Genomic DNA, 15,463 nt, shown 5'->3' with positions numbered 1-15,463 from the left:
GGCGTACGCAATGCGACGCGAGGTGACTGCACCGCTCGTGGCGACCGATACCTCAAAACCATCGGATCAGGAGGTGTCTCAGGTTACCGATAACCAAGATACCGACGCATTGTTTCGCCAGGTTTTCGGCACGGACCGTCCAGCGCCGGCCGCGGGTGAATACTCTGTGCTCGTTGATGATATCAACGTCGGCGATTATCGGATAACCCCAGGGACAAGCGACGACGGCAGCATCGACGCCGGCTTGGTCCGCAACGCACTCTTACCCATAGCGCTACCCGAATTGGCCGCGAAGCTCAGATCTGTTTCGCAAAAGCCAACCGTTGCGTTTCAAGATTTGCGATCGCTCGGATTGGATGTGACATTCGATCCAGGACAATTGGTGCTTCGTATTCGTGTACCGTCCAGCTTGCGAAATGTCCGCGAACTGATCCTGAGAACTGCGCGGCGTCGTCAGGATATCGATTACGCCGATCAGGCTGTCGTTTCAGCCTATGCCTCATTCCGAGCAGGTGTCGATGTTATCGCCCAAACGACGACGCGGGATCGGGGGGTTAGCGGCAAAGCGGCTGATATCGATCTAGGGGCGAATCTGTTTGGTGTGGCCGCCCAAGCTCGGTTTCGGTATGATGAGCGCCGCCGGAACCGCTGGTCTCGCGGGGATATCCGTTTGACCTATGACGATGTCAGCCGCTTGATCCGATACGAGTTGGGCGACCTCAGCGTGGGTACTCGACCCTTCCAGCTAGCCCCTAGAATGGCTGGAATCTCAGCCTATCGTGAGTACCCGATTGATCCCTACCGTAATATCAGGCCTATCTCTGAGCGGGGCTTTGAGCTCGATCGGCCTGCCAGAGTTGAAATTGTTCTCAACGGCGTTCCCGCCCGCAGCTTCGACCTTCCAGCGGGCAGGTTCAGTTTGCGAGATTTTCCGCTTGTTCCATCGGCTGCCAACGATATCGAGCTGCGGATTACCTACGCTACTGGTGAAGTAAAGATCATTTCCTTTCCTGCGTTTTATGACATCGAGCTGCTAAGCCCGGGGTTGATCGACTTTGCGTTGAACCTTGGCGTTCCCTATCGAGACGATGATCGGGGCAGGGTCTATGATAGCGGGAACTATAACCTACTTGGCTATGTTCGTTATGGATTGAGCGACACGCTGACGATCGGTGCGAATATCGAAGGCGATCGCCAATTCAATCTCGTTGGTGCTGAAGGCATCTGGGCATCTCCCATAGGATCGATTGCTCTCAATATCGGGACGAATGCCAACAATCCCGGACTTTCTAGCAGTCGCGTTGCCCTCCAATATGCCTGGCGAGATGCGGATGCCCAAAGAGGTCGGGCAATCGATGCCCTGCTTACCGTGACGGGTGAGGATTATCGTTCGCTAAATGGGATTTTCGGAAGCAACCTAATCACAACCTCTGCATCGCTTCGAGCTGGGCAAATGATCAACCAGCGAACACGAATGCAAGGTTATGGCGGATATGAAGAAGTTAGGGGTTTTGGAAGTCGTTACTATGTCGGCACCAATATTTCGTATCAATTCCCTTGGGGGTCGCTTGCTATTGGTGGCGAATATCAGAAAAGTCCTGAGGAAACAGGGCCGGTTGTCCGGGCATCCCTGTCGGTGCCGTTGGGTCGCGGAGCTCTCAATGCCAGCTACACCTCGCAGAATAATGCTTCACGCGTAGAATATAATCGATTGGCCGCCTTGGGTGTCGGGGCCATCGGTATGAGTGCGGGTGCCGAGCATCGAGACGACTTTGACAGGCAGTTCGCGCGGATGAGCTATATCGGAAATCGTTTCGAGGCCGCGGCAGACTTGACCCGCTCCACGGGTCAAAGCGGACAAAATGATCTTCGAACTGGCCTGTCATTCGGTTCGTCAATTGTCATGGCCGACGGAGCATTTGCGATCGGGCGCCCCATCAGTAACAGCTTTGCCTTGGTCGATCTTGCATCTGGTGCGGCCGATTATCAACTAGCGGTAGAGCCGCGTCAGGGGTTTGGCTCCACTACGACCCGGTACACCGCATACAGTGGTACCCTAGGGCCTGCGGTCATCCCCAATCTTCCAGCCTATTTTGATCGTACCATCCAGGTGGATGCGCCGTCTGCACCCGCCGGGACCTCTGTTGGCGGTCAGATCTTCGTCGTACGCCCGGGATATCGCAGTGGCTTCAAGCTCCTCGTGGGTAGCGATAACAACGCCTCCCTCATCGGAACACTGGTCGATAAGGTCGGCAAGCCTGTCAGTTTTGCGTCGGGACAGGCGCGTAAAGTGGGAGCGGGAGAGAAGGACGAGCCGTTGCTCATATTTACGAACGGCAGCGGACGTTTCTTTCTTGAAAACGTTGCTCAAGGTACTTCTTATGAAATCACGATTTCCGCGGGTGATATCGTCGCCCGCACCACCGTTAGCGTACCTTCGGAAACAGTAGGCATCCATCGGATTGAACAGCCCGTTCCACTCGACCTAGAAATGCCTGCGCGCAAAGGAGATCAGCCGTGATCCTCGATCGTTTTGCCGCCTTCTGGTGCGCGGCCGGCACCATAACATTCTCCCCGGGCATGGCAGTTGCTCAAGACCTGCCCGACGATGCAGAATGTCGATTAGAAATGAGGGTGGAAAATGACGTGGAATGGCGAGGGCTCTACGGCCGTGGCTACGAAGTTTTCGACCAAGGCGACGAGTTCGAGGTTGTACCCATCACCATTCGGCACGAAGGCGCAGGGTGCCGCTACTTCATAACTGCATCATGGTTAACGACAGGCGGGGAGAATTTTCTGGCGGGACCGCAGGACCGGCTACGATTTGATCTGTTACGTGACCCCAATGGGCCGTCCGTGTTGTCTCCCGATTTCGCAGGCAATCAGCTGAGCCGTATCGCTGGTGCTTTCAGGACTGGTGCATCCGCGGTCTCAATCCCGCTCTATGTTTCTGTGCCGGCGGGTCAATTCGTACGCGGGGGGAGCTATCAGGGACAGGCGGTCATTCGGCTCTTCAGGGACGACAATGGACCAGAGCTGGCCGACGAAGGGAGCGTGGGTATCGCGGTTCCGGTGGCGTCAGTGTTAAAAGTGGAAAGCCCCGATGCCGGCCCGGGGGTCAAAGACTTAACCGTCGACTTGGGTGATCTCACCCAAGGATCGCGCCACACTGTCACCTTTGCGATCCGCAGCAATGCGAACGTGACGGCACGGTTCGAATCGGCAAATAACGGCGCCCTCAAGCATTCTGCCGGTGCGCCCCCGATTAAATATGACGTCGCGCTGGCGGGAGTCCCGGTCGATCTGACCGGCACAGGATGGCAATCGCTGGCTGTGTTCGGTCAGAATGAAATGTCCGTGCCGTTAGACTTTGTCGTCGGCCCGCAGCAACATGCTGGGGCCGGGTACTATTCCGATATGGTGACTGTGACGTTTCGGGCAGATTGATAAAGGTAACTTAGTCCTTGGATTTCGGTGGAACGTGAAACGGTTTCAGCTGATGCGGGCGGGGCGATCGGCAAGATCGACCGAGACCGGTGTACCGCCACGCGCGTGCACGGCATCCTGCGCTGCGGCCGGCATGCCGCTGCGGGCCAGCACCCGCACGCCGCAAAATGCCCAATAGGCATACATTATTCTCCCGACCTTTCGCGCATCTTGTATGAGTATTGACGCAGTGGATAGCCGCTTTTACGCTTTGCTTGGTTAGCGTCCGAGATGAGGCGGCAATAGGAGAGCAAGACATGGCCGGACCGCTGATAGACCGGCGGCGTGCACTGATCGCATCGATGGCGGCAGGTGCCGGCCTAGCGCTACCCCCCGCGCGTGCGCAGAGCATCCAGCTCCCGCCGCGCGGCCCCGCGCACGGCAGCACGACGCCGCACAGCGCGATTGCGAAAACGCGATATGGTCCGGTGCGCGGCTATGTCGCCGGCGACGTGTTCACCTTCAAGAGCATCCCCTATGGCCAGGATACCGGCGGGGAAAACCGCTGGCTGCCCGCCAAGCCGCCTAAGCCCTGGACCGAGCCGTACAACGCGCTCGTCTATGGTGCGAACAGCCCGCAGACGACGCATAATTTCCGCGCGGTCGAGCATACGTTCCTGCAGCAATGGGACGACGGCTTCCAGGGCGAGGACATGCTCAAGCTGAACGTCTGGACCCCTTCGCTCAGCGGCAATCGCCCGGTGATGGTGTATTTCCACGGCGGCGGTTTTGCCTTCGGATCATCGTACGAGCTGGCGTCGCACGACGGGGCCCAGATGGCACGGCATCACGACGTGGTGCAGGTGTCGATCAACCATCGGCTGAACGTGCTGGGGTTCCTCGACCTCGTCGAGGTGGGTGGTTCGGCCTATGAGGAGTCGGTCAATGTCAGCATGACCGATTGCGTAGCGGCGCTCCGCTGGGTGCAGGAAAACATTGCCGCGTTCGGCGGGGATCCCGACAAGGTGATGATCTATGGCCAGTCGGGCGGCGGCTCGAAGGTCACCACGCTGCTCGGCATGCAATCTGGAAAAGGGTTGATCCATCGCGCGGCGGTGCAATCGGGTGGCGGCGGGGCGCTGCCGACGGCGCAGCAGTCGCGCGAATATTCGCGGCGGCTGGTCAAGCATCTCGGCATCGCCGCCAACGACATCGCGGCGCTCCAGAAGATCGCATGGGCCGATCTCTCGACCGCAAGCAACATTGTTGCGGGCGAGATCAACGGACCGATGGTGCGCAGGCTGGGCGGGCCGCCGCCAACGCCGCGGGTGGGCTGGGGGCCGACGCTCGACGGCAAGGTAATCGACGTCCGGTCGTTCGCCGATGTGGCGCCCGAGGTGTCGCGCGATGTGCCAATGCTGATCGGCAATACGAGCGAAGAGGGCATGCGATGGGGCTCGAACCCCATCGAAGCCGAGTGGCGCAAGGACCTGACCGATCAACTCGGCGCGGCGAAGGCCGACGCGCTGATCGACTCGATGAAGAAAGCGCATCCCGAAAAGGCGGTTCGCACGCTGTCGTACGGGGTGCAGAGCATCGCCTATCGCAACCGGGTGCAGGACATGGTGCGCCTCAAACATGCGCAGGGCGGGGCACCGGTGTACCAGTATCTGTTCCAATGGCAGTCGCCGCAGCTCGATGGGGTGGCGGGTGCGTGGCATACCGCCGACCTCGCCTTTTGCTTCGACAACACCGCGCGCTGCGAACAGTGCACGGGAGATACCCCTGCGGCGCAGCGGCTGGCGCGCACGATGGCCGGCGCCTGGGCCACCTTCGCGCGGACGGGCAATCCCAGCCAGCCGGGGCTGGACTGGAGCCCGAGCGACCCAGTGCGTTGCCAGACGATGGTGTTCGATGACCAACCCCGCATGGTCGACGATCCCGAAGGCGGATCGCGCCGAATATTGTTGCGCGCTTGATGACCAGGCCATGTTTTTCGGAGACCGCGATGCTCGCTCGACTGATGATCACCGCCGCGCTTGTGCTGCCAGGAACCGCGCAGGCGCAGCGCACCCCTGCCATTGTATCGATCGATACCGGGCGGCTTGCGGGGGTCGAGGCCGATGGCGTGCTCACCTGGAAGGGCGTTCCCTTCGCCGCGCCGCCGATCGGCCCGCTGCGGTGGCGCGCGCCGCAACCCGCGGCGAAATGGAGCGGCGTGCGCGAGGCCAAGGCGTATAGCAGCGATTGCATGCAGGTCCCGTTCGGCGGCGATGCCGCGCCGCTCGGGACGACGCCCGCCGAAGATTGCCTCTATGCCAATGTCTGGAAGCCCGCGACGGCCAAGGGGAAGTTGCCCGTAATCGTCTGGATCTATGGCGGCGGCTTCGTGAACGGCGGTGCCTCGCCCCCGACCTATTCGGGGGAAAATTTGGCGCGGCAAGGGGTGGTGTTCGTCAGCTTCAACTATCGCGTCGGACGCTTCGGCAGCTTCGCGCTGCCGCAGCTGACCAAGGAAGACCCCGATGCCGGGCTGATCGGCAATTACGGCTTCCTCGATCAGATCGCTGCGCTCAAATGGGTCCAGCGCAACATCGCCGCGCTGGGCGGCGACCCGGCGAACGTGACGATCATGGGCGAAAGCGCGGGCGGCATGTCGGTCCATGCCCTCGTCACCACGCCCTTGGCGAAGGGCCTGTTCCATAAGGCGGTCGTGATGTCGGGGGGCAATGCCGAGGCACCTGCGACCCCCGCGCTTGGCGATGTCGAACAAATCTACGCCGATTTCGCACAAAGCAAGGGGATCGCACCGCAGGACCCGCAGACGCTGACCAAGCTGCGTGCGCTCAGCGCGGACCAGGTTACCGACGGGCTGAGCATGGTGCAGTTGTTCCAACCCAAGCCAGGCCCCCGAACCTTCAGCGGCCCGTTCCGCGACGGTCGGATCGTCGTCGATCACGACGCCGCCTACCGATCGGGGAACTTCACCAAGGTGCCGATGTTGATCGGCGCGACCAGCGCCGACATGGGCGGCAAGTCCGGCTTCATGATCGCCGGCGCGCGCAGCGCCGCGGCCAAGATCGCGGCGCAAGGGGTGCCGGTGTGGCATTATCGCTTCTCGTACGTGGCGGACTCGGTCGGCCAGCCAGGCGCGCAGCACGCCAGCGAGATCCCGTTCTTCTTCGACACCACGGCGATCAAATATGGCGACGAGACCACGCCGAAGGACATCGCGACGGGCAAGACGATCAGCGCCTATGTCGTCAATTTCGCCAAATGGGGGGATCCTAACGGCGTGGGCCTGACCGCCTGGCCGGCATATGACGCGGCCGCGGATATGCTCATGGACTTTACAACTGCGGGAACCGCGGTTGCGGCGCGCGATCCGTGGGGTGCGGAGATCGACGCCAGTCAAAAGCGATCGGCTATGGCGGCGGGTGGCGCTACCGCAGCGCCTGAATGAACGACCGCTTCTGGGAAGCGCGAGGACTGCTTTGGACTTCCGAATATTGGGTCAAGCCTGCCGACGCGTTTGCAAGCGACAGGTGAATTACGTGGGCGAATTCCAGACCAAATGACGCGCGCTCACGTTATCCCACCGGCGCCAATGGCTCCGAGCTTATCCTTGAGGCCCTTCACCGGCTTGAACGCAAGGTTCTTCGATGCCGCGATGGTGATAGCTTCACCGTTCGAGGGATTGCGGCCCTGGCGTTCTGGACGGTCCTTTACGCTGAACGTGCCAAAGCCCGGGATCGGAACCTCGTCGCCCTTTGCAGCTGCGCTGGTAATTTGATCGAAAACGGGGGTGATTGCGCGCTTTGCGTCAGCGTCGCTCGAACCGGTCGACTCCGCAACGGCTTTGGTCAGCTCGGTCATATTCATGCTAGTCATCCTGCAGTTAAAACCGCGAAGACATTAGCGATCGGCGAGCGAGCTAGGCCGCCAGCGACAGCGAATGGGTCGCCAAATATGAAGCGACAGTGGGCCGGCCGTGAAACCCTTGGGCCGACAAATTGAAATGTCTGCAATGTTGATGTGTGTTAACCTGTAAGCCACATAAGCTTTCTTGGGCGACAAAGGCGAAGCTGCATTACGTTCAAGAGCAGGCGGATCTTTCAAGGGAAATATCCGCAATGATACGCGCTGTTCAACATTGGCGGGGATGAAAGAAGGACGCCTCTATGTCGCGTGTAGATTTTCTATCGTCGCTGAACTTAATGACGCTGATCGGGGTATTGCTGGCAGCTTGTATAGCGCTAGCCTGGTTTATGCGAAAACGCTCGAATGCCCACTCGATGGATGGCAAGCAGGAACGCAACGTGGGTCGCGATTTGGACGCAGGAAAAAGTGCTCCCGATCATTCACCGCCCGTCTGAAGCTACCTAAGATCTATGCCCAGGCGTGTCGGAGGTGGGGGGGGGGGGGGGGGGGGCCCCCCGATGATATCGGCCGCACCCCGCTACCTACGCCATCCCGTGCTTTAGCGTGCTCATTTTGTCGTGGCCTTCCCGAACCGATGCATATCCCGCAGTGATGGCAGCACGAGTGGTGGGTGACAGTTCGCTATCGGCCATCGCTTCTTCGAACTTGGCCTTGATGTGGTCTTCGCCCCGCTCGACCTCCTCGATGATCGCCCTGTCATCGTGGCCGGTGATAGCCTCTTTCAGGTTCATGAATGTGCGGTGCGCAGCGCCAAGCATGCTGGAATCCATTTCCGGCTCGCCACCAAGTGTGCGGACCTGCCCCTGCAGCTCGGTCGCAACCTGCGCGCGGTCGCGAGCGAATTCTGCGAACATCGTTGCATATTGGGTGCTCTCCGCATCCTTTGCAGCTTCCTCATACCCCTTCATGCTGTCGAGCGTCGTCTTGATGAGGCCGTTCAGAAGCGACACTTCGTTTACTTGGTTCATGGCTAGCTCCGAGTGGTTGAGCCTGCACAACGATTGCCTCGCGATAAGGTCCCTCGCTTCCGGTTCGAAGGCTCGTCGCGCAGCTGTCGGGATCCCACCAACTCGGCCAGCGGCCTTTCAGAATGCGGTTCATGCTCATGTGCTTGGACCGCTGCAGTAGGTCTGCACCCGCCACCGCCCATTGCGTAGCCCGCCACCAAGCCGCCAAGCCACGCCGCTCGCGGCCAGGAAGCGGCGATGGATGTGGGCGGCGTGTTGGACGAAATCGGGATAATCGACGCGGTGATGCGCCAGTATGAGGCGACCGCCGGGCCGCAGCGCGGCGGCGACGGCGCGCGCGACCGCGGCCATGTCGCGAGGGCTCAGATAATACAGCATTTCGGCGATCACGACCGCGTCATAGGTCGCGCGGGGAAAACGGCCCGGCAGGACGAGGCGTGAAACGCGGACGCGGCGGTTGCCGGCCACCGCGCGGGCAACCAGCTTGACGCCGCTCGGCGTGCCTTCGGTCGCGTCCAGGCGCAGCGCTAGGCGGGCAAGCGCTGCGCTGTTCGATCCGTTCCCCGCGGCGAGTTCGAGCACGCGCCCGACCTTTTGGCCGCCGATACCGCGCAGGATCGCGCGGCGTTTGCGGGCTTCGTCGCGGTCGGTGAAGGTCGACCAGGGGTCGTCGTTGCCGCTGAACTTCGCATCGAAACCGGCGAGATCGATCGGGCTCAAACCCTGCGGTCCCGGAAAAGCTCGACCGGCCTTGCGAAGCGGGCGCGTTCCTGGCGTGACATCGTGAAGCCGCCGGGATCGTCGGTGATAGTCCCAGTCTGGGTGCGATAGCGACCGATCGCGCCGCGCTTGGCGGCCGCCAGTCCGCCCAAGCGAAGCCAATGCGTCGCTGCCGCCGATGCCGACTGGCGGTTGGGCCAGACCAGATATTCCAGCCGCCGTGCGCCCGTTTGCGGCAGCCCTTGGGCGATCGCGCGGTGATCGGGATGGTCGTCGTCGCGCGCCGGGCCGATCAGCAAGTCGAGCTCGCGATGTCGCCGGACCAGCCGCGCCAAGGTCCGTCGCAAGGGAACGGCCAACGCCGGCAATGCGCCATCGGGCAGGCCGAGGAAGACGACGCGTCCCGCCGGCACCCCGATGCGGTGCATCGCTTCGAGCGTTTCACGACGCCGCGCCGCCACCAGCCGCGGTCGCCGCCAGCGGATGCTGTTGGGGTGCGACCCCGCGCCGTCGGTGACCACCGCGACCGTCACGCGCGCGCCTCGTCCCGTCAGCGCGCGGATCAGGCCATAGGCACCGATCGTCTCGTCATCGGCATGCGGGGCGACGACCAGTGCGCTGCGCACGCGCGCGATCGACAGGGGTTTCACAAGCCGGGGTCCAGCAAGCCGCCCGCAGCAGCCTTGCCGACGCGCATCCGCTGGGCATCGGGCATCGGCTGGCGGATATAGACCATCAGGTCGGTGAGCGCCGCCGACAGCGGATGCGTGATGAACATGCCGCCGACTCCCACCGCCGTTTGCGCGGTGAGGATCGCGCGTTCGGCACAGGCGGTGACGATCATTCGCGCGGCGGCAACGTGATCGACGAACCCCGGCTGCCCCCAGGCGGCGGCTGCGGTCCTGATTGCGGCAGCGGCCGATTCGGCGGCGGTATAGAGTTCGGCCAGCCGCCCCGCCTGGTGCGGATCTTCGGCACGCTCGGTGGTGAGCAGATGGTCACGTACATGGTCAAACAGCGCCGCGACGCCGCCGGCGTGACACGCGACGAAGCGAAGCGCCCCGCCGCTGAAGAAGGGCTCGCGGGCGTAATCGCCGGGATCGCCGACGAAGCCGAAACTGGCCGGCGGTGCGCCGTCCCACCGAACCACGTGCGATTCGGACCGTTGCATGCCCACCACCTGCCACCGCGATCGGTCGATCGCCGGCCGCGACGCTGCGAGATCGATCAGCACCAGCCGATTGCCGTCGACGGTGTCGGCGCCGGCCAGCGCGTGGGTCAGCACGCCGGCGCCCGAGGCGAAGCTCTTGCCGCCGTGCAGCTTTCCGTCGACGACGCGCAGCGGCTCGTCGGGGAGGGCCGCATTCCATACGCCGAAGATCCCGCTCCGTGCCGCTGCGGCTTCGGCGCCCTGCACAATCGCTGGGTCGTAGCGGGCGATGATCTGCAGCGCGTCGACATGGCCTTCGAACAATCGCGCCAGCGGCAGGTCGCGGCGGGCGATCGCATGCAGCATCCGCAGCAACGCCAGCAGATCCTCGGGCGTCGCGGGATCGCCGCGCACCGGCAGCAAGCGATGCAACGCCGCCAGCGCTGCGGGAAGCTGATCGACCGAATCCGCTTCATAGCGCGCCAAGACAGCGCCGAGCGATGTGGGGTCGGTCATGCAGCCAGCACCTGATCGGGCACGCATAGCCGCGCCAAGGCCACCTCGGCATCGGCGAGGGGAACCTGCCGCTCGCCGCCCGGCACGTCGGGAACGACGCGAGTCGCGAACGCCTGCGCGTTTTCTACGTCGGCGGCAACCCGGTCGATATGCGCGACTTCGCACGCGAGCAGCACCGCGAGCGCAAGCCGGGCGGCGGCCATATTGTCCCATGCGTGTCGCGCCGCGGCGTATCGGCGATAGCGCCAGGCGGCGTCCTCGGGATGCGCGACGAGGGGTTCGCCGCCATCGGCATCGAGTCGGCGGAGATGCTCGGCCAGCCCGCCCACCGCGCGCCCGTCGCGCCGTGCCGAGGTCCGCACGCGGATCGCGGCGTCGTGCCTGACGCGCAGCCCCACGCGATGCGCCGCATCGATGATCTTCCCGTCTTCACCATGCCCGATCGGCGCGAATCCGCCGAGCGCGCCATAGGCGTCGGCGCGAAAGGCCAGGCTGGCGGCGCTTGTGTAATGATGCGTCTTTGCCGCCTCCCACGGCACCGGATCGAAGGCGCGCCGCAACGCATAGAGCGCGTCGTAATAGGCCTCGATCCGGTCCTGCGTGGGGCAGGCCTCACCACCGATGCGCTCGACCGAGCCGGCCGCAATGTCTGCGATTTCGAGCGCGGCGCGATTGGCCGACAACCATTCCGGGTCGGGCACTGTATCGGCGTCGGTAGAGATGATCAGCGGATGTTCGCCGGTTACCACCGAGAGGCCGATTTCCATCGCCCTTCGCCGCGCGAGCCCGGCATTCGGCGTTTCGGAAAATGTCGTCGAGATAGTCGTGGCGAACGGCAGCGAGCCCGCGCGCAAACGGACGATCGCCTCGCTGGCATCAGTGCAGCTGTCGAGCAGCAGGCACAGGACAAACGCTGGTGCATCTCGTTGGGCCGAGAGCGCGTCGAGAAGCCGAGGAAGCAAGGCGGCTTCGTTCCTGGCGGGGACGCAAACTACGATCGATACCGGTACACGCAAGTTCAGCTTCGCTTTCTGTTAGGATCGACGGCACATTTTCTTAGGTCGCGGAGAACGTAAATTCAGGAGGCTATATTGATATAACTGCCATACCATTATTGGCATCGCGAGCTTAGGGCGTATTTAGCCATTCATGGATCGGTGTTTTTAATCTGGACGATCTCGTTGCTTGAAAGGCCAGAGCTTTCCTCCCGGAGGAACTGCAGAATTTCACCAATTTCCTGCGGTCCGAACTTAAGTTCAATATCATCCATCTCAATGGAAACCGACTGTCGCCTATCCGATGAGAGACCCAAAACGATATCCAAGCACTCTTCGAGCGTGCCTCGTCCAAGCACTTCCGACGTCGCGTCGTTCAACGCTTTGACACCGAAGACCGTAGCTGCTTCGCTTAAAGGGTAAGTCGTCATCGCCGTGCCTCCTTGATGATCGTCAATACGATAACGCACTAGGGCGGGTATCGGCCACATCGATGCCAGGCCCTGCCGGTGGTCGAGAAACCGATGCAGGCGACGGTCCTGGCGACAGGAACGAGGACGCAGAATTTCATGGCTCTCGCGTGCGCACGTTGCCCCGTCCGAGGGGGCTTGGAACGCTGATAGCCTGCCCTGAACGGGCGGCCGGTTCCGGGGAGCGCTAGCGCCGAAGTAAAACGACTTCCAACCCATTCCAAGGCCTTACACCGGCAATTGCCGAACAGCGTGACCTCGAGCGTGCGGTGATATGCTACCACAAGGAGCTACGCATCATCGGGTGCTATGTGGCGCGGAACGTCGCGCGGACGTCCGCCACGAACGCTTCGGCGTTCTCCATTGCCGCGAAATGCCCGCCGCTCGCGGCCTCTCCAAAATAGCGGAGATCGGCAAGCGCGCCTGCGCCCAACGGCGGGACAGCCGTACCTGCTCGCCGGGGAACATGCTGACACCCGCCGGCAGCGGCACGGGCGCGCTTGGCATCCCTTTGGCCATCTCCTGCGCGGCTTCCCAGTAGAAGCGTGCCGAGCTCGGCCCCGCGTTCGGCAGCCAGTACAGCATGATGTCATCGATCAAATGGTCGAGCGGAATGACCCGTTCGGGTTGCCCACCGCTGTCGGATAGATCCCGGAACAGCGCATAGATCCAGCTTGCGAGTCCAACGGGCCCGCCAGCGCGAAGGCAAGCGACTGCGGCCGGGTGCACTGCAACTTCCTGTACCCCGAATAGTTGCGGTCGTGGCGCGCGGCATGGTCCAGCATATGCTGCTCGGCCGGGGTCGCCTTTTTCCTTACCTAGGGTGTCGGCGGGACCATCACCATGTTGAGGTGGATACCGGCTAGACCCGGCACGCGCATATGCGCGAGCGTCGAGGTGACTGCGGCACCCCAGTCGCCACCTTGCGCCATCCAGCGATCGGCATAGCCGAGCCGGTGCATTAGCTCGGCCAACGCAGCCGCGGTACGGCCGACACCCCAACCCGGCTCGGCCGGCTTGTCGGAGAAGCCAAAGCCGGGCAGCGCGGGAATGACGAGGTGGAAGGCGTCCGCCGCGTCGTCGCCATGCGCCCGCGGATCGCTGAGCCGGCCTATCACGTCGCGGAACTCGAGCACCGACCCCGGCCAGCCGTGCGTCAGGAGCAGCGGTGTCGCGTCCGGTTCGGGAGCGCGAACATGCAGGAAGTGGATGCCGAGCCCGTCGATCACCGTGCGGCCGCTGCCCCAGCTATCGAGCAGCTTCTCCGTGATACGCCAGTCGTAACCGTCCTGCCATCGCTGCGCGAGCGCACGGATGCGGTCCAATTGCGGCCCTTGCGACCCGTCCTGCACCGTGCCGGCATCGGGCCAGGGGGTGCGGGCGAGGCGATCGGCCAGATCGTCGAGCTCGGCCTGAGGGATGTGGATCGGAAACGGCTGGATGGGGTCATTCATAGTAGGACGCCGGAAGATGCGATCAGAACGTCGGGGCGAGGACGGCTTCGGCGCGCGTCCAGTCGGTCTTGCCGTAGCGATCGTTGTCGAGCGGCGAGAGTTTGCCGCGCCCACTCGACATGTCGCGTACATATTGCATGCCCTGCCAGGCCGGGAACGGCGCATCGGTGGTCGGCGACAGCGCGCGCGCGATACGGATCAGCGTCGAGAGACGCCCGAGCCCACCCGCCCGGAACGGCTTCCACGCTCGGCCCTCGAGGCGCGTCATCAGGATCGCCAGGTCGCGCGGTGACGCGACGTCACCGGCGATCCGCAGGAAGCGCGGCGCATCGGCATCGAGCGCCGCGACGGCGGTGTAGTCCGCGACATCGTCCTTCGTCGTGAAGTCGAGTGGCTGGTCTGCGTCGCCCCAGTAGAGGATACGACGGAAGCGTGGCAACACGATCGGCGCTTCGCCGGTTAACAGGTCCGCGAAGGCACCGTTGAGGATCGAGGTCGCGCGGATCGGTGCTGCATCGACGCGCGCCATGAAGCGCCGCCGAAGGTCCATGTTGCGATTGTCGCCGGGGCGGGTCTTGGTGAAATCTAGCGAGAAGTCGGACGGGATGAAACGGGGTACGCCCGCCGCGACCGCCGCATCGAGGAGTTGGCCTTGGAGATCGAGAATGACCGGCTCCAGCCCGTTCAAGGCAGAGACGACGCATTCTGCACCATCCAGCGCATCCGAGAGCGCAGCGTGATCGGCGAAATCGACCGGGACCGGTGTACCGCCAAGCCTGCGCAAGGCATCCTGCGCTGCAACCGGCGTGCCGTTGCGGACCAGCGCCCGCACCCCCACGCCACGCCGGACCAGCGCCGACAGCACGCGGCCGCCAAGGTCACCCGTAGCACCGGCCAGCGAGATCGTCCGCTGCGCGACTCCGCCCTCATCGCGGCCGTTCACGTCCTCAAGCGTCATAGCAGCCATCACCAACCTCCGTTACGATAAACTGAACTGCACCGTTCAGTTTCATTCAACGGGCGCATGGCCTGTATGGCTGCGTGATGCAAAGGCTTACCAACACAAAGCCCGAGGCAGCGAAGCGACGACGCGGTGGTCGGCCCCCCGCCGACCAGGCTGGCGACGTCGATCGTCGGATCCTCGATGCCGCCACGGACCAGTTCGTGCGGCTGGGATATGACGCGACAAGCTGCGATCAGGTCGTGGCGCAGGCCGGGGCGGGGAAGGCGAGTCTCTATGCCCGCTATGCCAACAAGGAGGCGCTGTTCGCGGCTGTGGTGCGGCGGATGGTGGACGATACGCTCGTTCCGACAGCCGTGGTGCCGTGGCATCTATCGGTCCAGGACCGGCTGCGCGCGGTGGGCCATAGCCTGCTGGAGCATGCGTTGACGCCTCAGGCGATCGCCCTGATGCGCGTCGTCGTCACCACCGGGCACCGAATGCCCGATCTCGCGCGCCTGGTGGACCGGATCGGCCGCGACGGCGGCGTTGCGTGCGTCGCTCAAGCGATTGCCGGGGCCGATGCCGCGCCGGACCGGATCGAGCAAGCATCGACCGTCGCGGGGCGGTTCATCGACATGGTGTTCGTACCCCACCAGATGCGGGCACTGATTGGCGATGATCGCGAGCAGCTGGATTCGACGGCATCACGTCGCATCGACGATGCGATCGATCTGCTCACCCGCGCGGGCTGGTTACGCACAATCGAGGCGTCCTAGGCTGCTCGATCCACCTTTTCGATCTTCCATTCCGTTCGGGAAAGCGATCTCGGGCGGCGCACGCGCCTGTCACCAACCCCGCTAACGGCATGAACGAATGGCG

Annotated in this window: 17 protein-coding genes; 6 read left to right on the top strand and 11 right to left on the bottom strand. The window is 63.1% G+C overall.

Features of this window, described 5'->3' with window-relative positions; all coding sequences use genetic code 11:
* The first annotated feature begins 22 nt into the window (after positions 1-22).
* Together NMP03_RS09445 and NMP03_RS09440 are read left to right on the top strand one after the other, a co-directional pair.
* Positions 23-2,521: a fimbria/pilus outer membrane usher protein gene (locus tag NMP03_RS09445; RefSeq protein WP_256505117.1), complete on the top strand. Its 2,499-nt coding sequence runs from the start codon at positions 23-25 to the stop codon at positions 2,519-2,521.
* Entirely contained in the window at positions 2,518-3,447 is a 930-nt protein-coding gene (locus NMP03_RS09440) for a hypothetical protein (RefSeq protein WP_256505116.1), read from the top strand. Before NMP03_RS09445 ends, NMP03_RS09440 begins: the two co-directional genes overlap by 4 nt.
* A 45-nt stretch (positions 3,448-3,492) precedes the next feature.
* On the opposite strand, the gene NMP03_RS09435 is transcribed toward NMP03_RS09440, so the two are convergent.
* Positions 3,493-3,633 carry a hypothetical protein gene (locus tag NMP03_RS09435; RefSeq protein ID WP_256505115.1) on the bottom strand — a complete coding sequence of 47 codons (141 nt, stop codon included), beginning with the start codon at positions 3,631-3,633 and terminating at the stop codon, positions 3,493-3,495.
* Positions 3,634-3,743: 110 nt separating this feature from the next.
* On the opposite strand from NMP03_RS09435, the gene NMP03_RS09430 reads away from it, so the two are divergent.
* Both NMP03_RS09430 and NMP03_RS09425 read left to right on the top strand, forming a co-directional pair.
* A complete protein-coding gene (locus tag NMP03_RS09430) occupies positions 3,744-5,405 on the top strand; it encodes a carboxylesterase/lipase family protein (protein ID WP_256505114.1) in 1,662 nt (553 codons plus the stop codon).
* The gene (locus tag NMP03_RS09425) at positions 5,405-6,889 is read left to right on the top strand and encodes a carboxylesterase/lipase family protein (protein ID WP_256505113.1); all 1,485 of its coding nucleotides are present in this window, start codon (positions 5,405-5,407) and stop codon (positions 6,887-6,889) included. The genes NMP03_RS09430 and NMP03_RS09425 overlap by 1 nt, the downstream gene beginning before the upstream one ends.
* A 122-nt stretch (positions 6,890-7,011) precedes the next feature.
* Here the strand turns inward: NMP03_RS09425 and NMP03_RS09420 are convergent, their stop codons facing one another.
* A complete protein-coding gene (locus NMP03_RS09420; RefSeq protein WP_256505111.1) occupies positions 7,012-7,308 on the bottom strand; it encodes an HU family DNA-binding protein in 297 nt (98 codons plus the stop codon).
* Positions 7,309-7,607: 299 nt separating this feature from the next.
* Here NMP03_RS09420 and NMP03_RS09415 point away from each other — a divergent pair, with 299 nt between their 5' ends.
* Positions 7,608-7,802, top strand: coding sequence for a hypothetical protein (locus NMP03_RS09415; RefSeq protein WP_256505110.1), 195 nt, complete (start codon positions 7,608-7,610; stop codon positions 7,800-7,802).
* An 87-nt stretch (positions 7,803-7,889) separates the two neighbouring features.
* Here NMP03_RS09415 and NMP03_RS09410 read toward each other — a convergent pair whose 3' ends face one another.
* From NMP03_RS09410 to NMP03_RS09375, 9 genes are all read right to left on the bottom strand, one after another.
* Entirely contained in the window at positions 7,890-8,336 is a 447-nt protein-coding gene (locus NMP03_RS09410; RefSeq protein ID WP_256505109.1) for a PA2169 family four-helix-bundle protein, read from the bottom strand.
* 135 nt (positions 8,337-8,471) lie between these two features.
* Entirely contained in the window at positions 8,472-9,056 is a 585-nt protein-coding gene (locus NMP03_RS09405; RefSeq protein WP_256505108.1) for a class I SAM-dependent methyltransferase, read from the bottom strand.
* Entirely contained in the window at positions 9,053-9,706 is a 654-nt protein-coding gene (locus NMP03_RS09400) for a PIG-L deacetylase family protein (protein WP_256505107.1), read from the bottom strand. Before NMP03_RS09400 ends, NMP03_RS09405 begins: the two co-directional genes overlap by 4 nt.
* Entirely contained in the window at positions 9,703-10,722 is a 1,020-nt protein-coding gene (locus NMP03_RS09395) for an acyl-CoA dehydrogenase (RefSeq protein ID WP_256505105.1), read from the bottom strand. The genes NMP03_RS09400 and NMP03_RS09395 overlap by 4 nt, the downstream gene beginning before the upstream one ends.
* On the bottom strand, positions 10,719-11,684 hold the full coding sequence (locus NMP03_RS09390) for a glycosyltransferase (RefSeq protein ID WP_256505103.1): 966 nt from the start codon (positions 11,682-11,684) through the stop codon (positions 10,719-10,721). The genes NMP03_RS09395 and NMP03_RS09390 overlap by 4 nt, the downstream gene beginning before the upstream one ends.
* A gap of 185 nt (positions 11,685-11,869) precedes the next feature.
* Positions 11,870-12,187, bottom strand: coding sequence for a hypothetical protein (locus NMP03_RS09385; RefSeq protein ID WP_256505102.1), 318 nt, complete (start codon positions 12,185-12,187; stop codon positions 11,870-11,872).
* Between the two features lie 297 nt (positions 12,188-12,484).
* Positions 12,485-12,916 (bottom strand): hypothetical protein, encoded by a 432-nt coding sequence (locus NMP03_RS16185; RefSeq protein ID WP_319937581.1) that lies wholly within the window; start codon positions 12,914-12,916, stop codon positions 12,485-12,487.
* A gap of 89 nt (positions 12,917-13,005) precedes the next feature.
* Positions 13,006-13,641, bottom strand: coding sequence for an epoxide hydrolase family protein (locus NMP03_RS16180; RefSeq protein ID WP_319937580.1), 636 nt, complete (start codon positions 13,639-13,641; stop codon positions 13,006-13,008).
* Between the two features lie 22 nt (positions 13,642-13,663).
* Positions 13,664-14,608 carry an aromatic alcohol reductase gene (locus tag NMP03_RS09375; RefSeq protein ID WP_256505100.1) on the bottom strand — a complete coding sequence of 315 codons (945 nt, stop codon included), beginning with the start codon at positions 14,606-14,608 and terminating at the stop codon, positions 13,664-13,666.
* 77 nt (positions 14,609-14,685) lie between these two features.
* Here NMP03_RS09375 and NMP03_RS09370 point away from each other — a divergent pair, with 77 nt between their 5' ends.
* A complete protein-coding gene (locus tag NMP03_RS09370) occupies positions 14,686-15,360 on the top strand; it encodes a TetR/AcrR family transcriptional regulator (RefSeq protein ID WP_256505099.1) in 675 nt (224 codons plus the stop codon).
* Positions 15,361-15,463 lie beyond the last annotated feature (103 nt).

It is taken from the genome of Sphingomonas qomolangmaensis, assembly GCF_024496245.1.
GTDB classification, from domain to species: domain Bacteria; phylum Pseudomonadota; class Alphaproteobacteria; order Sphingomonadales; family Sphingomonadaceae; genus Sphingomonas; species Sphingomonas qomolangmaensis.
The sequence above is the reverse complement of the archived record's forward strand: the minus strand, read 5'-3'. Positions and strand labels throughout refer to the sequence as shown.